This is a genomic window from Tsukamurella sp. DT100, from assembly GCF_049844855.1.
Taxonomy (GTDB): domain Bacteria; phylum Actinomycetota; class Actinomycetes; order Mycobacteriales; family Mycobacteriaceae; genus Tsukamurella.
Genome location: NZ_JBNCLV010000001.1, coordinates 707,796 through 729,926, shown reverse-complemented (window position 1 = coordinate 729,926; position 22,131 = coordinate 707,796). Strand labels below are relative to the sequence as shown.

The window sequence follows — 22,131 nt, the reverse complement described above, 5'->3', positions numbered from 1 at the left end:
ATGGGTGTTATCAGTTCGTCGTTGCGGTGTCGGTCGCGCGGCTCGCCCAGAAGCCCTCGACGCCGTCGGTGAATGCACCGGAGTCCCAGGCCTCCTGGGCGGCCTCGTCCTCGCGGGCGAACGCGGCCTCGATGTCCTCGGGGCGCGGGCGCAGTAGGCGAAGGTGGAGGCCCGTGATACGCGGGTCGGAGTTCCACTCGCGGGCGAGGGCGGTGGCGCGCTCGACGAGCGACTCGGCGGGAACGATCTCATCGAGCAGGCCGATGCGGAGGGCATCGTCGGCGTCGATCCGCTGGGAACCCAACACGATCCGCATCGCGTGGTTCCGCACCAGCCGGGTCATCAGGAAGCTCGAGGCGTTGGAGATGATGATGCCGCGATGGTTCTCGGGCTGGTAGTACTGGGTGTTCGGGGTCCCGATGCGGCCGTCGCAGCAGAGCGTGATCTCGGACGCGCCGCCCACCGCGATGCCGTTGACGGCGGCGATCACGGGAACCCTGGTCTCGAGGATCGCACGGGTGATGTCGTGGAAGGTGGCGAAGGCCTCGAGGATCTCGTCGTACGTGGTCGGCACAGCCGCGAGATCCTCGCCGGCGGAGAAGGCGCGCCCGGTGCCCGTGAGCACGATGCCGCGGACCAGGTCACCGGTGCCGAAGCGCCGGATCTCCTGTGCCAGCAGCACCCTGGTGGGCACGTTCATCACGTTGAGCTTCTCGGGACGGTTCAGCGTGAGGACGGCGACGTCGTCGTCGATGCGGACGTCGAGGTGGGTGTCGGTCATGGCTTCTCGTTCACTTTCCGGGCGCGGCGACGCGCGCCGGCTGCAGGTCGTAGGTGGTACCGGGGTGTTCCGCGGCGCGGGCCTTGAGGGCGGGCTTGGCGATTCGCTCCGACGGGGTGCGGGGGAAGTCCGCGACGAACTCGACGTAGCGGGGCACCTTGAACTTCGCCAACTGGGCTCGGGCACCGTCGACGAGGCGTTCCGCGGTGGCGCGGTCGGCGGCGACCCCGGGGGCGAGCTGGACGAAGGCCTTGACCTCCTCGCCGAACAGCTCGTCGGGTTCGGCGACGACGGCCGCGGCGACCACGGCCTCGTCGCGCTCGAGCGCCCGCTCGACCTCGCTGCTCGCGATGTTCTCGCCGCCGCGGCGGACCATGTCCTTGATGCGCCCGACGATGCGGTACGAGCCGTTCTCCCGGACGGCGACGTCGCCGGTGTGCAGCCAGCCGTCCACGATCGTCTCCGCCGTGGCGTCGGGGCGGTTCCAATAGCCCAGCATCATCGGCCGGCCGGAGGTGATCAGCTCGCCGGGCTCGCCGTCGGTCACGTCGGTGCCGTCGGGAGCGACGACGCGGACCGTCTTCCCGGGGACGGGGCGGCCCAGGCGCCCGCTGCCGACGTCGGCGGTGTCCGCGGGCAGGCTGGCCAGATCTGCACCGGATTCGGTCATCCCGAAGATCTCACGCCACGGTGCGCCCCAGCGCTCCTCGAGCTGGACGTGGAGGCCGGCGGGGATCGCCGAACACAGGATCAGGCGGAGTCGGTTGTCGCGGTCCTCGGCCGTCGGCGGCTGCTTGAACAGCAGCGTGGGCATGGAGCCGAGGACGTAGCAGAACGTGACGCCGTGGCGGCGCACGTCGGCCATGAAGCCGGAGGCGGAGAAGCGGGGGAGGACGACGAGCGGGGCGCCGATCGTCAACGCCAGCGCGGTGTTCCACTGCGGGTCCATATAGGAGTACGGCTGCGAGGTGAGGATCACGTCGCCGGCGCCGAGGCCCGCCGTCTCCGCGCAGATGGCGCCCAGACGGGTCCAGTAGTCGTGAGTCAGCATGCAGGCCTTGGGGAAACCGGTGGTCCCGGAGGTGTACTGCAGGTTCGCGAGGGTGTCGGAGCTGACGGTGACCTCCGGAGCGCTCGCGCGGAAGGCCGCGAGGGTCTCGGGCGTGCCGGCATCGATCACGCGGACGTCGAGTGGATCGCTTCCGGCCGAGGCGACTTCGGTGACGAGGGGCGCGTGCTCGTCGTCGGTCACCATCAGCCGGGCGCCGGAGTCTCGCAGCACGAAATCGAGGTCGGCGTGCTGGTACGACGAGTTGACGGGAACCACGACACCGCCGGCCTTGAGTACCGCGAGCCAGGAGATCGGCCAGGAGACGGTGTTGGGCAGCATGATCGCGACGCGATCGCCGGGGCGTACACGGTCGACCGTGATCAGCCGGTGCGCGAGGCGAGACGTCCAGTCGTCGACCTCGCCGAAGGTCCAGGAGCGCTCGGCGAACCGGAGGAACTCGCGGTCGCCGGCGTCTGTGGCGCGGAGCGCGAGAAGGTCGACGAGGGTGGGCTGGGCCATGGGATTCCCTTCGATGGCGATGTGATCCTGGTCATAGACGGTAGCCGAACATGATCAAACGATCAAGGCGTGTGACCAAGAAATCGTGATGGGTCCTGAACTGCGATCAAGCGCGTCACATGTCTGAATCCGCTGGTATCGTTCGCAGTGACTTGATCAGGCGTCAGGATCGGACTCAGGAGGTGTCAGGTGGCCCGGATCTCCGCGGTGGAGCGTCGGCAGGAGTTGATCGATGCGGCTGTGCTCGTGATCGCCGAGAACGGTGTGGACGGCGCGACGACGCGACGGATCGCGGATCGCGCGGGAGCACCCCTGGCGACGTTGCACTACTGCTTCGCGTCCAAGGAACTGCTGTTCGGCGCGGTGTACGAGCACATCGCCGGCCGGTACCGCGAGGTGATCACGGAGAGCGATGTGCACGGCGACGTCGCGACCACCGCGCGCGGGCTGATGCGCGGCCTGCTGACGTGGTACGTCGAGAACCCCGAGACCGCCTCAGCGATCTTCGAACTGATCAGCTGGGCGCAGCGGCAGGACGGCGCGAAGGCGACCGGGGTCTACGACGAGGCCATCAGCACCGTCCGGTCGATCCTCATCGCGGACGCCGCCGCGGCCGGCCAGTCGATCGACGAGGCCACCCTCGATCGGCTCGCCTACGTGGTCACAGTGATCTCCGACGGCTTCGCGATCAACTGGATGGTCTACCGGACCGCGGGCATGGAGCCCGAGATCGAATTGACCATCGGCCTCCTGGACTCCTGGCTCGCCGCCAACCTTCCGGGAGGGGAGCCGGTGCCACCGGCCGCGGCGGAACTCCGCTCGCGGCCGGAGGCGGCTGCGTCATCCGACCCGATCGCGGGCCTCGTCTCGTGGGTGGACGTGAGCTGAAGCCGCCCGCACGACCCACTCGAGCGCACCGTCAGGCGTCTCCATCCACTCGGGATGCCACTGCACCCCGAGCGCGTCGGCGCCCGGCAACTCGACGGCCTCGGCGACCCCGTCCGCGGTGCGGCCGGTGACCACGAGGTCGCGTCCGCACGTGTCGACGGCCTGGTGATGCCACGAATTGGTGCGCAGCCGGTCGCCGAACACGCTGTGCGCCAGGGTTCCCGGATCGAAGCGGACCTCGTGGTCGGCGTCGCCATCGGAGAGTGGACCGGTCTCCATCAGATGCCGGATCCCGTCGGTGGGAAGGTCGGGGACCAGGGTGCCGCCGAGAGTGACGTTGAGGACCTGCAGGCCCCGGCACACGCCGAGCAGGGGTAGGCCGGCGTCCAGGGCGGCTCGCACCATCGCCGTCTCGAACTCGTCGCGATGGGGGTCGTGGACGTTCGGGTCGGACTCGGGGGCGATGTCCTGCACAACGGATTCGTCGCCGCCCCAGTAACTCGGGTGCACGTCCTGGCCGCCAGTGATGACCACGCCGGAGAGCCATTTGCAGAGATCCGTCGGTTCGGAGTCATAGGGAAGCATCACCGGCACGCCCCCCGCACGGGTGATCCGGGAGGCGAAGTCCGTGAAGAAGCTATCGGTGAGGCGCTCTCCGTAGCCGGGGTGAGCGCCTTCGATCAGGCCCATCCGGAATCGCCGGCCGGTGAGGCCGATCAGTGGCTTGCGGGGTGAGTCCTCGACGAGTGCGCCGATTCGTTCGCCGGTCATGTCGATCCTTCTGTTCATGCTGGGGCAGATTGTCTAGGTCATGTGATCATGATCATGGGGGACGAGGTCTCGCCTGTCAATCGTCGTAACGGTGCACGTCGACCGGCTGCCGCAGGCGTGATCGGCCCCCTGGGAAGTGGGCGGCTGTGATGTGGTGCACTGTGCACCGCTAGGTGGCGAAGGTCGGAGCACTGTGATGTTGATCATATGACCGACTGTCGGGCAGTGTTGGGGCATATCACACGGCGACACCGAAAGGCCCCCCCCGATGAATGCACAGACCCCCCAGCCCGAAGAGTTCGACATCGTCATCATCGGGGCCGGCATCGCCGGCATCGGCGCCGCGAAGTACATCACCGAAGCCTTCCCGGGCAAGCGCGTGGTCGTCCTCGAGGGACGCCAGAACATCGGTGGTACGTGGGACCTGTTCAAGTACCCCGGGATCCGCTCCGACAACGGCCTGCACACCTACGGGTACGAGTTCAAGCCGTGGACGGACCCCGACGCCATCGCCGAGGCCCCGAAGATCCTGAACTACCTCCAGGAGACCGTCGACGAGTACGACCTGGGCCGGCTCATCCGGTTCGAGCACGCCGTGCAGCACGCCTCGTGGTCGTCCGCCGACGCGCGCTGGACCCTCGACCTGCAGACCCCTGACGGCGAGAAGAAGATCACGACCAGCTGGATCTTCGCCGGCACCGGCTACTACCGCTACGACGAGGGCTACACCCCGCACTTCGAGGGACGCGAGGACTTCGCCGGCGACATCCTGCATCCCCAGCACTGGCCCGAGGACTACGACTACGCCGGCAAGAAGGTCGTGGTTATCGGCAGTGGCGCCACCGCCGTGACGATGATCCCGTCGATGCTGAACCATGCGGCCGCCGCCTCGCACGTCACCATGCTCCAGCGCACTCCCACGTACGTGGTCGCCTGGCCGAAGGTCGATTCCACGGCGCTCCTCTTCACCAAGTGGTTCGGTGAGAAGCGGGGCTACGCCATCACCAGGTTCGCCAGCATCTGGGCCGAGCGCGGCCAGGTGAAGTTCATGCGCGCCTTCCCGAAGATCGCGCGGGCACTGGTCCGCAAGCAGAACACGTCGCGGCTGCCGGAGGGCTACGCCGTGGACACCCACTTCAACCCGCCGTACGACCCGTGGGACCAGCGCCTGTGCCTGTCGCCCGACGGTGACTTCTTCGAGGCGCTGAGCAGCGGTAACGCCTCCATCACGACCGACAGGATCGAGCGGTTCACCGAGACCGGTATCGCGCTCGAATCGGGTGCGCACCTCGATGCGGACATCATCGTCACCGCGACGGGCCTGAACATGCGGCTCCTCGGCGGGATCGAGTTCGATGTCGACGGCGAGCCGGTGAACATCCCGGACACCACCGCCTATCGTGGCACCCTGCTCACGGGGCTCCCCAACGTGTCCATCGCGATCGGCTACACCACGTCGGCGTGGACGCTGAAGATCGGCATCGTCGCCCGGTACCTCTGCAACCTCATCGATCACATGGACGCCTTCGGCTACGACAGCGTCCGGGTCGAAGCCGACCCCACGATGGAGCGCCGGCCGATCCTGGACCTCAGCTCGGGCTACGCCCAGCGCGCCAAGGACGTCATCCCGAAGCAGGGCACGGGCATGTTCCAGATGTCGATGTCCTACCAGCAGGACGCGAAGATCCTGCGCGGGCCGTTGCTCGACGACGCGCTGCAGTTCGGTTCCACCCGCGACGACGTGCGCGGCGCCGGGGCACAGGCGAAGGAGCGGGTCGATGCCTGAGGATCTGGACCGGTTCGCCGTGCTCCCCGGCGGCACGCGCGTCTGCTACCGGGTGGACGGTCCCGTCGACGGTGTCCCCGTCCTGCTCGTCGCAGGGCTCGCGGAGGACCTGACGACGTGGTCTGAGCGGTTCGTCTCGGCCCTGACGGCCACCGGATACCGGGTGATCCGGATGGACAATCGGGACTGCGGCCGGTCGACCTACGCCACGACCCCGGCGCCGAACACGCTGCGCCAGCTGCTCGCCCGACCCCGCAAGGACGCCTACACGCTCGCCGACATGGCGGCGGACACGGCGCAGCTGATCGAGCACCTGGGCATCGGGCCAGTGCACCTGGTCGGGCGGTCCATGGGCGGCATGATCGCCCAGACCGTGGCCGCCCGGTACCCGCACCTGGTCACGACGCTGACCTCGCTGTACTCCACGACGGGGGACACGAAGGTGGGGCAGCCGGCACCATCGACCTGGGTTCTGATCTCGGCGCCCCCGCCGAAGGACCGGGTGGGCGCCGTCCGCTCCCACCTGCGGATGACGGCGCACCTGTCCGGCACCGCGTACCCGATCGACGAGGCCGAGGAGTCCGCGCACGCCGTCGCCACCTACGAGCGCACCGCGGGCGACGCCGTCGCCGGCACCTCCCGGCAGCTCCAGGCCATCCAGGCCTCGGGGGACCGCACCGCCGAGATCGCCGGGATCACGGCGCCCACCCTCGTGATCAACGGCGATCGTGATCTCATCGTGGCGCCGTCCGGCGGCGACGCCACTGCGGCGGCCATCCCCGGCGCGCGCCACGTCGTCATCCCCGGTATGGGGCACCACCTTCCGGACGCCCTCGCGCTGCGCATCGCCGATCTCGTCGTCGGTCATCTCGAGCGGGCGGTCGCGCGATGACCACCGCCGAGGCACCGTCGACCGGGACCGGGCTGGAGCGGACCCTCGGGGTCCCGCAGATCGTCTTCATGGTCGTGGCGGTCGCGGCGCCCCTCACGGTGTTCGCCGGGCTGATCCCGCTCATGCTCGGGACCGGCAACGGCATCGGCACGCCCGTCGACTTCCTCATCGTGGGTGCGGTGCTCCTGCTGTTCACCGTCGGCTACTCGGCGATGACGCCCGAGGTCCGCAGCGCCGGCGCCTTCTACTCCTACGTCCAGCGCGGCCTCGGCACGACCGCGGGCCTGGGCGCGGCGGCGCTGGCGCTGGTCACCTACTCGGTCCTCATGATCGCGGTCACCGCGTACCTGGGCGCCGCGGCGGCCACCGTGGTCGAGAACTTCACCGGCGTCGCCATCCCGTGGTGGGTGCTCTCCGCGGTGGGGCTGGTGCTGATCGGTGTCCTCGGCTACCGCAATGTGGAGGTCAGCGCTCGCGTGCTGGGCGTGCTGCTCGTCGCCGAGATCGGCATCGTCGTCGTGGTCGACGCCGCGATCGTGGTGCACGGAGGCGCCGCCGGCCTGTCGGCGCAGCCACTCTCGTGGAGCGCCTTCACGAGCGGCGCGGTCGGCACCGGGATCATGTTCGCCGTCTTCGGTTTCGTCGGTTTCGAGGCGACGGCGGTGTTCCGGTCGGAGGCCGAGGATCCCGACCGCACGATCCCGCGGGCCACGTACATCGCTGTGCTCGTGATCGCGGTCGTCTACGCCGTCTCGTCGTGGGCCATGATCATCGGCCTGGGCGTCGACCGCGCCCCGGGCCTCGCCGCCGAGGACCCCGAGGGGCTCGCACCCGGGCTCGCGACGCGCTACATCTCGAGCGTCGCGCACGACGTGGTGCAGGTGCTGCTGGTCACCAGCTTCTTCGCCTGCATCCTCACCGCCCACAACGTGGTCTCGCGCTACCTGTTCGCCCTCGGGCGACAGGAGGCCGTGCCGAGCCGGCTCGGTGCCGTGCATCCGGTGCACCGGTCGCCGCACGCCGCATCGGTGCTGACCTCCGTGGTGATCGGGACTCTCGTCGCGTTCACCGCCCTCGCCGGGCTCCACCCCGTCACCGAGGTCTACGCCTGGTTCGGCGGCGCCGGGACCCTCGGCCTGGTCGCGCTGCTCACGCTGACCTCCGCCGCGGTGCTCGTGCACTTCGCGCGGCAGCGCACCGCGAGCCTGTGGCGCGGCACCGTCGCACCGGCTCTCGCCCTGCTGGCGCTCGGGGCGATCCTCGGGCTCGTCGTGAGCAACTTCGAGCTGCTGGTCGGCTCGCGGTCGCTGGCGAACGTCTTCCTCGGCGTGATCGCTGCCGCGTTCGTCACGGGCTTGCTCTGGGCCGCGGCGCTGCGCCGCCGCCGGCCCGACGTGTACGCCGCCTTCGAATGACACCCCGTCCGTGAACCCCCTGAAACAAGGAATTCCCATGAACACCACCACACTTGCGGCGACGGACGCCGCGACGCAGATCCGGATCGCGATCGACGACGATGCCACGCCCATCGTCCGGCTGATCGGCCGCACCCTCCGCGACGCGGACGGTTTCGGCCACGCCCCCGACGTCCTCGGGCGCGCCAGCGGCACCGTCGCCGTGCGCTCGCACGCCACGCCGCAGGCCGCCACCGTCACCTTCTCGGGCGGCGCCGTGACCGTCACGGGCGGCGTGTTCACCCCGACCGACGCGACCGTCGTCGTCGACCTCGACAACCGCCTCGCGTCCACGGGATCCGACGGTGACCCCGAGCTCGCCGACGCGATGCTCCGGGTGCTGCAGGTCCCGCTGCCCGAGTGGCGGGAGGCGGCCGCCCGGTTCTGGGACCTCACCCGCGGCGTCCCGGGCGTACCGGACGTGCTCGTCGCCGTGGCGACGGGACCGGACGGGCGGGAGGAGGCCCGGTTCGGATCGGGCCCCTCGGCCTACCGCATCGTCGGCACCCCCGACGCGCTCGCCGGTCTGTTCACCGGTACCGACTTCCTCCTCACCGCCCTGGAGCGCGGCCTGCGCGTCCAGGGGAGCATGGCCCAGCTCTCGACCATGACCGCCGCATCCTGGAAGGCCCGTTACGATGTCTGATCCCACCCGCGCCGTCACCCCCGCCGGCCCGCCGGTCAAGGCCTACCGCGTCGAGGCCACCAACCACGACGGCAGCTTCATGGGCAAGAACGTCACCCCCGCGAAGTTCGACTCCGGGTGCAAGTCCGGCTTCGCCTTCGCCGACGTGCTCTTCGCCATCGACATGGGCACCGACATCGTCTTCGGCGATCCCTACCCGGAGTGGCGGGGCAACCTCTACGACATCTCACTGCAGCCCGACATGAACACCCTGGTCGAGTGGAAGCCCGGCGTGCAGTCCGTGATCGGCGACTTCTGGCTCCGGGACGGCAGCCCCAACCCGATCTGCCCGCGGAACCTGATGCGCCGGCAGATCGACCGCCTCGCGGAGCTCGGGTACACCGCCACCGTCGCGGTGGAGATCGAGACCACCCTGTTCGAGGAGTCCATCCAGGAGGCTCGGGCGCGCGGTTACCGCGACCTCACGCCGCTGGGTGGCGAGACCGGCGCCACCTACAACCTCGCACGGTCGTCGGACTGGATCGACTACATGGAGGCCGTGACGGACCGGCTCGACGAGCTCGGCATCGTCTGGGAGGCATGGACGGACGAGGCCGCCCCGGGCCAGACCGAGCTGAACATCGCGCCCACCGACCCCCTCACGGTCGCCGATTCGTGGGTGCGCACCAAGCAGGTCATGCGTGAGATCGCCTGCGAGAAGGGGAAATCGGTCACGTTCATGGCCAAGCCGACCGCCGGTTTCGGACAGGGCGCACACCTGAACGTCTCGCTGCAGCGCGAGGGCGAGAATCAGTTCTACGCGCCAGACGGCCCCTCCGAGCTCATGCTCAACGCCGTCGGCGGACTCATGGCCACGATGGCGGGCAATACTCTCCTCGCGCTGCCCCAGATCACCTCGTACCGCCGCCTCGTCGATGTCTCCGGGCCGCCCACCACCATCACCTGGGGCGTGAACAACAAGACCGCGGCGCTGCGCGCCATCGCGGGCCACCCCAAGTACTCCCGGCTCGAGTACCGGGTTCCCGGCTCGGACGTCAATCCGTACTACGCGCTCGCCGGGCTGCTCGCCGGCATCGTGGCGGGGATCGAGAAGAAGCTGCAGGCGCCGCCGCAGGTCGATGAGATGGCGTGGTGCCTGCCCGACGACTGCGGTGTCGAGCGGATCCCCGATTCGATGACGAAGGCGATCGAGGCGCTGGATGCTGACTCGTTGCTGCGCGAGTACCTCGGCGACGAGTTCGTCGACTTCTGGACGGCGTCGCGACGATGGGAGTGGATGCAGTTCCACACCACCGGAGGCGACCCGTACGTGGACCTCTCCGAGTGGGAGTCCCGCCGGTACTTCGAGTTCTCCTGAACCTCAGTCGCGCAACTGCACCAGCATGAGCGCGGCGACGATGGAGGTGGCGTTGTCGGCCAGCGGTGCGGGCAGCAGCTGACCGGCGCGGGAGAGGCGCCGTTCGACCGTGTTGCGGTGCGTGTACAGGCGCTCCGCCGTGGCCGAGGCGTTGAACCGCTCCTGGACGTAGGTGAGCACGGTCTCCCGCAGCACCGCATCGGCGGCGGCGAAGTCGCCGAGGGTGTCGGTCACGAACTTGTCCGCCTGCGTCATGTCGGCGGTGAGTACGGAGACCAGCGCCACGTCCTCGTAGCGCACCACGGCTCGGGCGGAACCGACCCTCGCGAGCACGCGTTGTGCGGCAGCGGCATCGACATGGGTCCGGCGGAACCCCTCGATGTCGGTTCCCGGTCTGCCGAAGGCCACCCGGATCCCGGGCCGGTCGGCGAGCGCGATCCGCACCGCGTCCGCCTCGGGTACCGTCTCCGCCGGCATCCAGACCCACAGGGCGGAGGCGCTCGCGTTCAACGTGAGCCGCCGCCCCGCGCTGCAGACGCGCATGACCGTCTCGGCGGCCGCGTCGAGTTCCGCGGCCGTCTCGGCCGGCTCGCTCCAGATGATCGCCGCCACATGACTGCCGGTCAGCGAGTACCCCAGCTGGGCCTCGGCCCGCGCGCGACCTATCGGTGCACCCTCGAGGAGCAGCTGAACGGTCGCGTGCCGCTCGGCACTGGCGCCGCGAGCGAGTTCCGCACGCTCCTGTTCCACGTAGGCGTCGAGCGCCGCGATCGAATCGTCGATGAAGGTCGACATCGACCGCTCGGACACCTTCATGAGCTCGCGCAACTCGCCGAGATCGTCGGTGGCTCCGAAGCACTCGTCGACCCACGCCTCCCAGGCGCCGTGCTGCGCGCCCCGCCACGAGCCGAGGTCGTGCATGTCGAGGCCGCGGCGCACCACGTCGCGGGCGAACTGGAGGATCTCCGGGGCGAGGTTCGGCGGTACCCGAGTGCCGGGGGACTGGACGTTGGACATCAGCCAGTGCAGCATGTTGGCCCGGTTCATCTGCCGGTCGGCGGCGGCCAGCTGCGGATCCTCGATCAGGGTTCGGTAGTCCGCCGACTGCTGCGCGACCGCCGTCAGCTCCTCCACGGCCGCATCGGTGGAGAGCAGGAGGTGTTCCGCGACTTCCCGCATCAGGGCAGCGGTGCGCCCGTCCACGCGCGGCCACGACGATTCCACTGTCGGACTATAGCGCCGCGGGTGGAGCGCACTGCAACGAATCATCCCTGAACGACCGGCCCCACGTCCTGCGCAGACCGAGCAAGAACGGTCAAGCGGCGGCCGACCCGCACGGTCGATACTGGATCCATGTCCGAACCCGCCGACCCCCTGCGCCGACTCCTCGAGGCCGTCCTCGCCGACCCGCACGACGATCTCGACGCCATGGCCGTAGCTGCGCACAGCTCGCTGCATCACTTCGCCCGCCAGGTGCGAGCCGGAGCCGGCGAGTCGCCCGTCGCGCTGCGGCGACGCGTCCTGCTCGAGCGCGCAGCCTGGCAGTTGCAGCGCGGATCGACGGTGACCGACGCCGCCTTCGGCGCGGGGTACGAGTCCGTCGAGGGGTTCATCCGGGCCTTCGCCCGCGCCTACGGGCATTCGCCCTCGCAGCTCCCGGCCACCGTCGGGCACTGGCTGCCCTCGCCCAACGGCCTGCACTTCCATTCTCCGACGGTGCTGTACGTCGAGGACGGGCACGAGGAATCGACGGGTGACGTGCTCGCGCTGCAGGTGCAGCACGACGCCGCCGACATCGGCGCGCTCCTGGAGGCGGTCGCGGGACTCTCGCTCGAGGCGTACAGGAAGGTACGGCTCCCCGGATCGATACCGCGGCACTGGGACGGACCGGACGAGTCCCTCGCGCAGGTGATGTGGCACCTCGTGCACAGCACCGAGCCGTGGCTCGCGACGGTCGCAGGCGACCCGGAGCCCCAGCGTGACCCCGACGACGCGCCCGATGTCCTTCGCGCCTATCACGAGCGGCTCTCACCGCGGTGGCTCGGCCTGATCCGCGACATCGAGCGCCGCGGCGCATGGGGCGACCGGGTGATCGACGCGCTCTGCGACCCGCCCGAGTCCTTCCTGCTCTCGCAGATCGTGGTGCACGAGTTGACCTTCTCGGCGCACCGTCGACTGCTGGCGCGCTGGATGCTGGCCGGCGCCGGCGTCGCCGTCGACACCCCTGCACTGGACCCCGACCCCATCATCTGGCACCGACGCATCACCGGAGGACTCGCATGACCGCCTACTCGTACTACACCGCGTCCACCCTCGACGGCTTCCTCGCCGACGAGAACGACAGCCTGGACTGGTTGCTCAGTCAGCCGATCGACGACGGCGGGCCGATGAACATCGAGGAGTACATGGCGGGCGTGGGCGCGATCGTGATGGGCTACACCACCTACCAGTGGGTGGTCGATCGCGTCGAGGCCGGCGACGAACCGTGGTACTACGCCGACTACCCGGTGTTCGTGTTCACCCACCGGGAGCCGGCCCGGATCCATCCCGGCGTGCGCTTCGTCGCGGGCACCCCGGCCGAGCTCCGCGCGACGATCGAGGAGGCCGCGGGGGAGAAGGGTGTGTGGGTGGTGGGCGGTGGCGACCTGGCGGCGCAGTTCGCCGAGGCGGGAATGCTCGACGAGGTGGTCATCAGCTACGCGCCCGCCACCGTCGGGTCGGGGCGGCCGTTGTTCCCGCGTGCCTTCGACTTCGAGTTGGTCGAGTGGGCGCGCAACAAGGCCTTCCTCTGCGGCCGCTACCGCGTGGTGGGCGCGAGGGGCCGGGCGTCGTGACCGGCGCGGGGCCGGGCGCTCGCGGCCACGTCGTGACGGTGCCGTGACCGCCGTGTGCGGCCGGCGATCCGCGCCGCCTAGGATCTAGGGTATGTCTGCCATCTCCCGGGACGAGGTCGCCCACCTGGCGCGCCTGTCGCGCCTCGCCGTCACCGACGAAGAGCTCGACGTCTTCGCCACGCAGCTCGATTCGATCCTCGAGCACGTCAAGGTGGTGACGGAGGTCGGCGACGCGGACGTCGCGCCGCTCACCCTGCCGGAGGGCAACGTGAACGTGAACCGGGCGGACAGCCCCGTCGGGAGCCTGACCCCGGAGGAGGCGCTCTCGGGCGCCCCGAACCGCGAGGGCGACCGGTTCGCCGTGCCGCGCATCCTGGGGGAGGAGTGACCGTGACCGATCTGCGTGCATCGAACGAGATCACCGGCGCGAACGCCGCCGACCTGGCCGCGAAGATCGCTTCGGGCGACCTGAGCTCCGTCGAGGTCACCCAGGCCCACCTCGACCGGATCGCCGAGGTCGACGGCGAGCTGGGCGCCTTCCTGCACGTGTCCGGCGAGGAGGCCCTCGCGGCCGCCCGCGCCGTCGACGAGGCCCGCGCCAGCGGAGAGTGGCCCGCGTCCGCGCTCGCCGGCGTGCCGCTGGCGCTCAAGGACGTCTTCACCACGACCGATGCGCCCACCACCTGCGGCTCGAAGATCCTCGAGGGCTGGACCGCGCCGTACGACGCGACCGTCACCGCGAAGCTCCGTGCCGCGGGCATCCCGATCCTCGGCAAGACCAACATGGATGAGTTCGCCATGGGCTCGTCGACGGAGAACTCGGCGTACGGCGTCACCCGCAACCCGTGGGCGGCCGACCGCACTCCGGGCGGCTCCGGCGGCGGCAGCGCCGCGGCGCTCGCCTCCCACGAGGCGCCGCTCGCCATCGGCACGGACACCGGCGGGTCCATCCGCCAGCCCGCGTCGCTGACGGCCACGGTCGGCGTGCGCCCGACGTACGGCGCCGTCAGCCGGTACGGCCTGGTGGCCTGCGCCTCGTCGCTGGACCAGGGCGGGCCCTGCGCGCGCACCGTCCTCGACACCGCGCTCCTGCACGAGGTGATCGCCGGGCACGATCCGCGCGACTCGACGTCTCTCGACGCCCCGGTGCCCGACGTCGTGGCCGCCGCCCGCGCGGGCGCCTCCGGCGACCTCACGGGCGTCCGGGTGGGCCTGGTCAAGGAGTTCGGCGCCGACGGCACCGAGGCCGGCGTCCAGGCGTCCTTCGAGAAGGCCGTGCAGCAGCTGCGGGACCTGGGCGCCGAGACCGTCGAGGTCTCGCTGCCCACGCTCCAGTACTCGCTGGCCGCGTACTACCTGATCCTCCCGTCGGAGGTCTCGTCGAACCTCGCCCGGTTCGACGCCATGCGCTACGGCCTCCGGTCGGGCGATGACGGCACGCACTCCGCGGAGGAGGTCATGGCGCTCACCCGTGAGGCCGGCTTCGGCGCGGAGGTCAAGCGGCGCATCATGATCGGCACCTACGCGCTGAGCTCGGGCTACTACGACGCCTACTACGGCAGCGCGCAGAAGGTCCGCACCCTGCTCGCCGCGGACTTCGCGAAGGCCTACGAGCAGGTGGACGTCATCGTCTCGCCCACCACCCCCACCACGGCGTTCAAACTGGGGGAGAAGGTCGGCGATCCGCTGGCGATGTACCTGTTCGACCTGTTCACGCTGCCGACGAACCTCGCCGGTCACTGCGGCATGTCGGTGCCCTCGGGTCTGTCGACGGACGACGGTCTCCCCGTCGGCCTGCAGATCCTGGCGCCCGCGCAGGCGGACGACCGGCTGTACAAGGTCGGCGCCGCGTACGAGGCCGCCCGCGGCCCCGTCGCCTGACGTTCGGTCACCCGGTCGACTACGAGGCCGGGTGGAGGTGGGTGGTGATGCCCAGCATGTTCCAGGTGTTGATGGTGCCGACGGCGACGAGCAGGTCGGTGCGGCGCTCCTCGCCGAGGAGGCGGCCTGCCTCGTCCCACAGGGCGTCGTCGACCGCGTCGATGCCGCCGGTGAGGCGCTCCACGAAGGCCAGCGCCACGCGCTGCGTCTCGTCGAAGAAGGGGCTCTCCTCCCACGCGGCGACGCCGTAGATGGTGCGGGTCGGCGTGCCCAGCCGCTCGAGATCGCTCGCGTGCATGTCGACGCAGTAGGCGCAGCCGTTGATCTGCGAGGCGCGCAGCTTGACGATGTCGTACAGGACCTTGCCGAGCGACTTCGCCAGCCGGCCGTCCAGCGCGACCAGCGCCTTGTAAGTCTCGGGCGACGACGTGGCTCCAGGGGTGCGGCTCATGGGCGGATTCCTCTCAATGAATGGATATTGCATGTCCAGGTTTTGGGCCTGGGGTCTCGGGGCGGTTGCGAAGAGGCTTCAGGCGCCGCCGAAGTGGCGGCGGGCCGCGTCGGCGACCCGCCGCGGTGTTGCGTCCGACAGGTCGGCGATGGAGGTCGCGGCGAGCTCGCGCCGCCATGCCAGCTCGGCGCCGCGCATGGCGTGAGCGATGCCGCACGGTTGCGCGAACTCGCTGCGCGGCCTGCCCTCGTTCATGCCGCGCTGCCGGATCTCGGTGCATGCGAAGGCCGACGTGCCCCCCTCGATGGCCGCGACGACGTCCATCAGGGTGATCTCGGACGCGGGGCGGGCCAGCCGGATCCCGCCCCGACGGCCGGGGAGGGATTCGGTGATTCCGTTGCGCGCCAGGGCCTGCAGCTGCTTGCCGAGGTAGGCGGCGGGCAGGTCGTAGGATTCGGCGAGTCGCGAGGCCGGGACGGGGGTGATGCCGCCCTCGTCGAGCCAGTGCAGCAGCACGCACGCGTGCGCCGCCCACTCGACGCCTTCGCTCATCCGCATGCCGGCCTCCTTAACCTGGACACAAGATATCCGGTTAAGCTGCGGTGGGCAAGCCTTCCGGCGCGACGAGGTCCGCGACCAGCTCCGATCCCTGCCGCTCGTCGTAGCGGTGCCCCAGCCCGGGCGGCGGGGCGGTGGCGCCCAGCAGGTCGACGGTGGCCTGAACGAAGGAGATCACCGGTAGCCACGGCGGGCGCGGCGTGGCGCGGCCGGATCCGGAAGGGCCCCGAGCCGGGGGAGTCACGAGCAGTCGCGAAGACCAGATGCCCACCGGATCGGAGGCGTTGAGTTGTGCGGGACCTGTGACCGCGACGCCGGCGGGCGTGCCCACCTGGAGTGTCGCCGCGATCGGGGCGCGGAGCTCCGCCGCTCGCCGCTGCGCGGCGAGGACGCCCACGGTCCCGAGGCTCTGCCCGTACACCCGGACCGGTGTCGACGGTGCCCGCCGGTGCAGCTCGTCGATCAGCGCGGCCGTGCTCGCGGCGGCGGCGTCGCGGTGCAGGACGAAGGACTGCCAGCTCGGCATCTCCGTGTACTGCACCGCCAGGATCGCGCTGTCGCCGTGCAGCGACTCCTCGACGCCGCGCACGAAATGCGGGTCCACCCAGCCGGACCCGGTCGGCACCGCGATCACCACGGCCCGTCGGGCGAGGCCGCCGGCGGCGATGAGCCGGTCCACCGCCACTGCGGCCCGGGCGGCGGGGGAGGCGCCGTCGGCGAGCGAGGCGTACGCCCGCACCCCCGGCGACGACGACGAGATGCCGGCGAAGCGTTCCGCGTACGACGCGGTCTCCGCGGACGTCGCCGTCGCGGGCCAGGCGATCCCGGCGACGACCGCGACCGCCGCAAGGGCTCCCGCGGCGGCCCGCGCCCGGACGGGCCACAGCGCAGCGACCGCCACCGGCGCGGCCGCCACCGCGACCGCGAGCGCGGCGAAGGCCATCGGCCCCACGGGATCCGCGCCGGCGGCAGCCCTGAGGTGGTTCTGCCACAGCACCCATCCGACCAGCGCCGCCGACCCGAGGTACAGCGCGACGCGGACGCCACCGTCGGACACCGCACGCCGGCGGACGACCGCCCACCCGACCGATGCCCCGATCGCGCCGAACACCAGGCACACCACGAGTTGCACGACGACGATGCGCGGCAACTGGTTCGGGAACAGCGCGCACGCCACCCCGACCGCGTAGCCCGTGAGCACCCCGCCTCGGATGCGCGGCGGCGCGATCACAGCCGTTCCCCGCCCGTGAGCCAACTGGTGACGAGCTCGCCCGCGGACTCGGCGCGCGGCGGACCGTCGTGCTGGCGCCAGGTATTGGCCCGCACCGCCATCACCGTCAGCCCGGCGACCTCGGTGCAGTGGCGGCGCTGCGCGACGGGGCGTGCCGCGCACGCGGCGGCGAGCCGGTCGGCGAAGGCGTCATCGATCAGGCGACGCGCCCAGCCGTCCAGGGGCCGCCCGGCGGCGTCGGCGTGCCGTAGCAGGTCGTAGCCCAGGTCGTGCCCCTTGCACGGCGCGTCGAAGTCGGCCGGCAGGCGGACCACCGACGAGCAGTCGCCGTGCGGGTTCACCGCGTATCCCGGCCCGACGGCCGCCGCGTATCCCAGCGTGCGGGGAACGGTGCGTACTTGGTCGGCGGGGTCCAGCGCGGGATCGGTGATCGCGCGGACGGCGACGGCGGTCGCGGCGTCCTCGCGCTCGGCGGTGTCACCTGCGGCGGCGGGGAGGGAGATCCCGAACGAGAGGGGGACGGCGAGGACGGCTGCGGCGGCGAGCATGCGGCGGTTCATGACAGCGACGCTAGGAACGCCGAACGGACGCGCGGATCGGCTGCGCGAGGGGTCCGATATCACCCGGAAGTATGAGGACGCCGAGCGCGCGGTGCCCCTAGCGTTGTCTTCCATGAGAACGACGACGAAGAGGATCGAGCGGGTCGGACGCGCCACGGTGCGCGCCGGCCGGTACCTGGATCAGCAGAGCGCGCTGCACATCGCGGACCCGAACGGCTCCCTGCACGACACTCCGCTGGGGAACTTCCTGCGGCGCAAGATCAACTGGCTGTTCCTGGTGATCGCGCTCATCATGTGGGCGGTCGCCTGGCCCACGTTGAACGAGCAGTTCAACGTCCCCGCGATCTTCCTGCCCATCATCAGTGGGCTGTCGGTGCTGCCGCTGGCCCTGGTGTGGGCGCACCCGCGCGCTGCCTGGGCGATCATCGCCGCCACGGCCGCGGTCTTCCCGCTGTTCTTCTGGTTCACGCCGAAGAACGACTGGGAGTGGAACTGGCAGGTCTCGCTCATCATCGCCATGCTCGTCTCCACTGTCATGGTCTTCCTGCGGGCGAAGCCGCTCGACGCCATCGCGGTGTGGGTGGCCTCGTCGCTGTTGTTCTGGGTCAACGCGATTCCCGGAACGGGCGGCGGCTGGGTCGCGGGGCTCGGCGTCGCCCTGGCCGTGAGCCTGTTGCTGCGCCTGGCCCTGCAGTCCCGCTCGCAGCTGGAGGAGCAGACCGAGGTCAGTGAGCTCGAGCGCGGCCGCCGCGCCATCCTCGAGGAGCGCACCCGCATCGCCCGCGACCTGCACGACATCGTCGCGCACCGGATGTCGCTCGTGGTCGTGCAGGCCCAGACCGCGCAGTACCGCGTGCCCGACGTCTCCGAGCGCGCCCGCGCCGAGTTCGACGGGATCGCCGTCTCCGCCCGCGAGGCGCTCAACGAGGTCCGTGCGCTGCTCGGCGTGCTGCGGCTCGACGACGCCTCCGCCGATCTCGCTCCGGCGCCCGGCCTCGGCGGGGTCGACGAGCTCATCGACGGTGCCCGCGCGGCCGGGGTCGTGGTCGAATACCTGCCGCTGCCCGATCCGTCGGCGATCGGCGAGAGCACGGCCCTCGTCGCCTACCGCATCGTGCAGGAGTCGATCGCCAACGCCACCCGGCACGCGCAGGGCGCCGCGATCACCGTCGCGCTGACGCTCGACGCCGGCACGCTCAACCTGAGCATCGAGAACGGCCCGCGCACCTCCGACGCCGATCTCGGGGGACCGGGCCTGGGCCAGGGCATCCCCGGCATGACCGAGCGGGCCCGCACCGTCGGTGGCTCCCTGTCGGCCACGCCGACGGCGGGCGGCGGGTTCGCGGTGCGCGCCTCGTTCCCCGCCTGCCCCGACGGCGCCACCGCCTAGGCTGGGCGCGTGCCCATCACCGTGTTCATCGCCGACGATCAGGCCATGGTCCGGCAGGGCTTCGGCGCCCTGCTGGGCGCGCAGCCGGACATCTCCGTGCTCGGGGACGCCCCCGACGGGAAGGCCGCGGTGGCGGAGGTCGCGCGACTGCTGCCCGACGTGGTGCTCATGGACGTCCGCATGCCCGAGATGAACGGACTGCAGGCGGCCGCCGAGATCCTGCGCCGCCACGACGGCGTGCGGGTGCTCATGCTCACCACCTTCGACATCGACGACTACGTCTACGAGGCGCTGCGCGTCGGGGCGTCCGGCTTCATGCTCAAGGACGCGCCTGCGGAGGAACTCGTCCGCGCCGTCCGAGTGGTGCACGAGGGCCAGTCGCTGCTCGCCCCGTCGGTCACCCGGCGCATGATCGCCGAGGTCACCGCGGCCCGGGCGCACCGTCGAACCGCGCCGCCGGAACTCGCGACGCTCACGCCCCGCGAGCGCGAGGTGCTCGAGGCCGTCGCCGCCGGGCGGTCCAACGCCGAGATCGCCGCGGCCCTGTTCGTCTCCGACCAGACCGTGAAGACGCACGTCAGCAAGGTCCTGCAGAAGCTCGGCCTGCGCGACCGGGCGCAGGCCGTGGTCTACGCCTACGAGACCGGTGTCGTCACGCCCGGGTGAACTCCTCGCTGGTTGTCGGGACGGGCGCGCGCCCAGGCGGCAAGATCGACGCCATGAGCCTGCGCATCGGAGTGTTGACCGGTGGTGGTGACTGCCCGGGCCTGAACGCGGTGATCCGCGCGGTGGTCCGCACCAGCGACTCCCGCTACGGATCCGCCGTCGTCGGATTCCAGGACGGCTGGCGCGGCCTCCTCGAGGACCGCCGGATCCACCTGTCCAACGACGACCGCAACGACCGCCTGCTCACCAAGGGCGGCACGATGCTCGGCACCGCCCGCACCCACCCCGACGTCCTCAAAGCCGGCCTCGACCGCATCAAGGCCACCCTCGACGACAACGGCATCGACGTCCTCATCCCCATCGGCGGCGAAGGCACCCTCACCGCCGCCTCCTGGCTCGCCGACGAAGGTGTCCCCGTCGTCGGGGTCCCGAAGACCATCGACAACGACATCGACTGCACCGACGTCACCTTCGGCTTCGACACCGCCCTCACCATCGCCACCGACGCCATCGACCGCCTCCACTCCACCGCCGAATCACACCAACGCGTCATGATCGTCGAAGTCATGGGCCGCCACGCCGGCTGGATCGCTCTGAACTCCGGCCTCGCCTCCGGCGCCCACGCCGTCCTCATCCCCGAAGTCCCCTTCGACGTCGAAGAACTCTGCACCATGATCAAACGCCGCTTCCAACGCGGCCACGCCAGCTTCATCGTCGTCGTCGCCGAAGGCGCCAAACCCGCCGACGGCACCATGGAACTACGCCTCGGCGGCACCGACGAATTCGGCCACGAACGCTTCACCGGCGTCGCCCACCAACTCGGCGTCGAAATCGAAAAACGCATCAACAAAGAAGTCCGCACCACCGTCCTCGGCCACGTCCAACGCGGCGGCACCCCCACCCCCGCCGACCGGGTCCTCGCCACCCGCTACGGCGTCAACGCCGCCGACGCCGCCCACGCCGGCAAAACCGGACAGATGGTCTCCCTCCGCGGAACCCAGATCGGCCTCGTCCCCCTCGCCGAAGCAGTCAAACAACTCAAACGCGTCCCCCGCGACCGCTACGACGACGCCGCCGAATTCTTCGGCTGAACCGGCGAACCGCGTACAGGATTGGCCACCCTGAAGCGAACCTTAAGAGGCGTGGGACAGAATCCCCGGTATGAATCCGAATCCTCCCTCGAACCCGGGCGGCTACCCGGGCCAGGATCCGTCGAACCCGAACGAGCAGACCCAGTTGCGCCCCACCTGGCAGCCCGAGACCCCGATCGGCGGCGCGCCGTCGTACCCGCAGCAGGGCGGCGCACCGTCGTACCCCCAGTACCCCGCGGCGCAGGGCTTCCCCGCCCCCGGCCCGCAGGGTGGCGTGCCCCCGTTCCCGCCGGCACCCGGAGCGCCCGGGGCGCCCGGCGGGCCCGGTGCGCCGAAGAAGCCGCGCCCGGCCTGGCTGATCCCCGCCCTCATCGGCGGCGGCGCCATCGCCCTGGTGATCGTGTTGATCGCGGGCATCGCCATCGCCAAGAGCGTCGGCGGAGGGGGCGACACCGGCTCGCCCGGCGCTACCGTCAAGGCCTACTTCGCGGCCCTGCAGGCGGGCGACGCCAAGAAGGCGCTGAGCTACGGCAAGGAGGGTCCCGCCTCCACCGAGCTGCTCACCGACGAGATGCTGCGCAAGCAGCGCGAGCTCGCACCGATCAAGGACGTGAAGATCGTCAGCGAGACCGACGGCTTCATGGGCTCGGTGCACCTGACGGTGACGATCGGCGAGGTGTCCTACGACGAGAACCTCAACCTCGAGAAGGTCGGCGACGAGTGGAAGCTGCAGACCGCGGCGGTCCAGCTCAAGCCGTACTCGTCGTATGACTCGGACAAGAAGAACATCACCATTCTCGGCAAGCCCCTGCCCGCGTCGGGTGTCGTCTACGTCTTCCCCGGCGCGCTGGACCTCGGCTCCGCCAATAAGAACCTGGTGCCGCAGCAGGAGAAGATCAGCGTCGGCGACAACAAGGGGCAGGCCCCGGTCGACGGCCTGTCGCGCTACAGCGTGGGCAGCACGTTCAGCATCGCCTTCGGCCTGAGCGACGCCGCCAAGACCTCCGCGCGCGAGCAGATCGCGGCGAAGTACTCCGCCTGCGCCGCCTCGAAGGACCGGTACCCGTCCGGTTGCCCGCAGTCCGACTTCTCCGGCGAGAACGGCACCTACACCTGGACCGCGCCGAACGTCCAGGACATCGACCTCGGCGACACCGTCCGCGACGGGGAGGTCTCTTTCCGCGACAACCGTCCGTGGACCTTCACGGCGACCGGGCGCGACGGTGCGCCGCTCAGGGGATCCGATTCGGGCTACGTCTCGGGCACCGTCACTGTGACCGCCGACGCGGTGGCCGTCTCGGTCCGCTGACCGGCGCCCATTAGG

22 protein-coding genes are annotated in these 22,131 nt (G+C 70.6%); 14 read left to right on the top strand and 8 right to left on the bottom strand.

The window, feature by feature from the left end; translation table 11 throughout:
* Positions 1-10: 10 nt before the first annotated feature.
* Complete coding sequence (locus ACLQ3K_RS03560) at positions 11-781, bottom strand: enoyl-CoA hydratase/isomerase family protein (protein WP_425997025.1); 771 nt, start codon at positions 779-781, stop codon at positions 11-13.
* 10 nt (positions 782-791) lie between these two features.
* Entirely contained in the window at positions 792-2,351 is a 1,560-nt protein-coding gene (locus ACLQ3K_RS03555) for a class I adenylate-forming enzyme family protein (RefSeq protein WP_425997023.1), read from the bottom strand.
* 189 nt (positions 2,352-2,540) lie between these two features.
* Between ACLQ3K_RS03555 and ACLQ3K_RS03550 the strand changes: the two genes are divergently transcribed.
* Positions 2,541-3,239, top strand: a complete 699-nt coding sequence (locus ACLQ3K_RS03550; protein WP_425997021.1) for a TetR/AcrR family transcriptional regulator — start codon at positions 2,541-2,543, stop codon at positions 3,237-3,239.
* Here the strand turns inward: ACLQ3K_RS03550 and ACLQ3K_RS03545 are convergent.
* Positions 3,192-4,010 carry a gamma-glutamyl-gamma-aminobutyrate hydrolase family protein gene (locus ACLQ3K_RS03545; RefSeq protein WP_425997019.1) on the bottom strand — a complete coding sequence of 273 codons (819 nt, stop codon included), beginning with the start codon at positions 4,008-4,010 and terminating at the stop codon, positions 3,192-3,194. The two genes, ACLQ3K_RS03550 and ACLQ3K_RS03545, sit on opposite strands and share 48 nt — an antisense overlap.
* A 268-nt stretch (positions 4,011-4,278) precedes the next feature.
* Between ACLQ3K_RS03545 and ACLQ3K_RS03540 the strand changes: the two genes are divergently transcribed.
* Genes ACLQ3K_RS03540 through ACLQ3K_RS03520 form a run of 5 tightly spaced genes read left to right on the top strand, consistent with a single transcriptional unit; the run spans position 4,279 to position 10,145 of the window.
* The gene (locus ACLQ3K_RS03540; RefSeq protein WP_425997017.1) at positions 4,279-5,796 is read left to right on the top strand and encodes a flavin-containing monooxygenase; all 1,518 of its coding nucleotides are present in this window, start codon (positions 4,279-4,281) and stop codon (positions 5,794-5,796) included.
* Positions 5,789-6,688: an alpha/beta fold hydrolase gene (locus ACLQ3K_RS03535; protein WP_425997015.1), complete on the top strand. Its 900-nt coding sequence runs from the start codon at positions 5,789-5,791 to the stop codon at positions 6,686-6,688. Before ACLQ3K_RS03540 ends, ACLQ3K_RS03535 begins: the two co-directional genes overlap by 8 nt.
* On the top strand, positions 6,685-8,103 hold the full coding sequence (locus ACLQ3K_RS03530; RefSeq protein WP_425997013.1) for an APC family permease: 1,419 nt from the start codon (positions 6,685-6,687) through the stop codon (positions 8,101-8,103). Before ACLQ3K_RS03535 ends, ACLQ3K_RS03530 begins: the two co-directional genes overlap by 4 nt.
* A gap of 37 nt (positions 8,104-8,140) precedes the next feature.
* Entirely contained in the window at positions 8,141-8,788 is a 648-nt protein-coding gene (locus ACLQ3K_RS03525; protein WP_425997011.1) for a hypothetical protein, read from the top strand.
* Positions 8,781-10,145 (top strand): glutamine synthetase family protein, encoded by a 1,365-nt coding sequence (locus tag ACLQ3K_RS03520; protein WP_425997009.1) that lies wholly within the window; start codon positions 8,781-8,783, stop codon positions 10,143-10,145. The genes ACLQ3K_RS03525 and ACLQ3K_RS03520 overlap by 8 nt, the downstream gene beginning before the upstream one ends.
* 3 nt (positions 10,146-10,148) lie before the next feature.
* Here ACLQ3K_RS03520 and ACLQ3K_RS03515 read toward each other — a convergent pair whose 3' ends face one another.
* On the bottom strand, positions 10,149-11,369 hold the full coding sequence (locus ACLQ3K_RS03515) for a PucR family transcriptional regulator (RefSeq protein ID WP_425997007.1): 1,221 nt from the start codon (positions 11,367-11,369) through the stop codon (positions 10,149-10,151).
* Between the two features lie 129 nt (positions 11,370-11,498).
* Here ACLQ3K_RS03515 and ACLQ3K_RS03510 point away from each other — a divergent pair, with 129 nt between their 5' ends.
* The 4 genes from ACLQ3K_RS03510 (at position 11,499) to gatA (ending at position 14,860) form a co-directional block, all read left to right on the top strand.
* Positions 11,499-12,428, top strand: a complete 930-nt coding sequence (locus tag ACLQ3K_RS03510) for a helix-turn-helix domain-containing protein (RefSeq protein WP_425997005.1) — start codon at positions 11,499-11,501, stop codon at positions 12,426-12,428.
* Complete coding sequence (locus tag ACLQ3K_RS03505) at positions 12,425-12,979, top strand: dihydrofolate reductase family protein (RefSeq protein ID WP_425997003.1); 555 nt, start codon at positions 12,425-12,427, stop codon at positions 12,977-12,979. The genes ACLQ3K_RS03510 and ACLQ3K_RS03505 overlap by 4 nt, the downstream gene beginning before the upstream one ends.
* A 91-nt stretch (positions 12,980-13,070) precedes the next feature.
* A complete protein-coding gene (gatC, locus tag ACLQ3K_RS03500) occupies positions 13,071-13,367 on the top strand; it encodes an Asp-tRNA(Asn)/Glu-tRNA(Gln) amidotransferase subunit GatC (RefSeq protein ID WP_068521571.1) in 297 nt (98 codons plus the stop codon).
* Complete coding sequence (gene gatA / locus ACLQ3K_RS03495; RefSeq protein ID WP_425997001.1) at positions 13,364-14,860, top strand: Asp-tRNA(Asn)/Glu-tRNA(Gln) amidotransferase subunit GatA; 1,497 nt, start codon at positions 13,364-13,366, stop codon at positions 14,858-14,860. The genes gatC and gatA overlap by 4 nt, the downstream gene beginning before the upstream one ends.
* Before the next feature lie 19 nt (positions 14,861-14,879).
* Here the strand turns inward: gatA and ACLQ3K_RS03490 are convergent, their stop codons facing one another.
* From ACLQ3K_RS03490 to ACLQ3K_RS03475, 4 genes are all read right to left on the bottom strand, one after another.
* Positions 14,880-15,311, bottom strand: coding sequence for a carboxymuconolactone decarboxylase family protein (locus ACLQ3K_RS03490; protein WP_425996999.1), 432 nt, complete (start codon positions 15,309-15,311; stop codon positions 14,880-14,882).
* Between the two features lie 78 nt (positions 15,312-15,389).
* Entirely contained in the window at positions 15,390-15,869 is a 480-nt protein-coding gene (locus ACLQ3K_RS03485) for an RrF2 family transcriptional regulator (protein ID WP_425996997.1), read from the bottom strand.
* Positions 15,870-15,903: 34 nt separating this feature from the next.
* A complete protein-coding gene (locus ACLQ3K_RS03480; RefSeq protein WP_425996995.1) occupies positions 15,904-17,100 on the bottom strand; it encodes an alpha/beta-hydrolase family protein in 1,197 nt (398 codons plus the stop codon).
* Positions 17,097-17,660 (bottom strand): hypothetical protein, encoded by a 564-nt coding sequence (locus tag ACLQ3K_RS03475; RefSeq protein WP_425996993.1) that lies wholly within the window; start codon positions 17,658-17,660, stop codon positions 17,097-17,099. Before ACLQ3K_RS03475 ends, ACLQ3K_RS03480 begins: the two co-directional genes overlap by 4 nt.
* 112 nt (positions 17,661-17,772) lie before the next feature.
* On the opposite strand from ACLQ3K_RS03475, the gene ACLQ3K_RS03470 reads away from it, so the two are divergent.
* The 4 genes from ACLQ3K_RS03470 to ACLQ3K_RS03455 all read left to right on the top strand — a co-directional run bounded on the left by ACLQ3K_RS03470 (position 17,773) and on the right by ACLQ3K_RS03455 (position 22,116).
* Entirely contained in the window at positions 17,773-19,050 is a 1,278-nt protein-coding gene (locus ACLQ3K_RS03470) for a sensor histidine kinase (protein ID WP_425996991.1), read from the top strand.
* Positions 19,051-19,059: 9 nt separating this feature from the next.
* Positions 19,060-19,716, top strand: a complete 657-nt coding sequence (locus tag ACLQ3K_RS03465) for a response regulator (RefSeq protein ID WP_425996989.1) — start codon at positions 19,060-19,062, stop codon at positions 19,714-19,716.
* A 59-nt stretch (positions 19,717-19,775) separates the two neighbouring features.
* Complete coding sequence (locus ACLQ3K_RS03460) at positions 19,776-20,807, top strand: ATP-dependent 6-phosphofructokinase (RefSeq protein ID WP_425997127.1); 1,032 nt, start codon at positions 19,776-19,778, stop codon at positions 20,805-20,807.
* Between the two features lie 70 nt (positions 20,808-20,877).
* Entirely contained in the window at positions 20,878-22,116 is a 1,239-nt protein-coding gene (locus tag ACLQ3K_RS03455; protein WP_425996987.1) for a hypothetical protein, read from the top strand.
* The last annotated feature ends 15 nt before the right edge of the window (positions 22,117-22,131 follow it).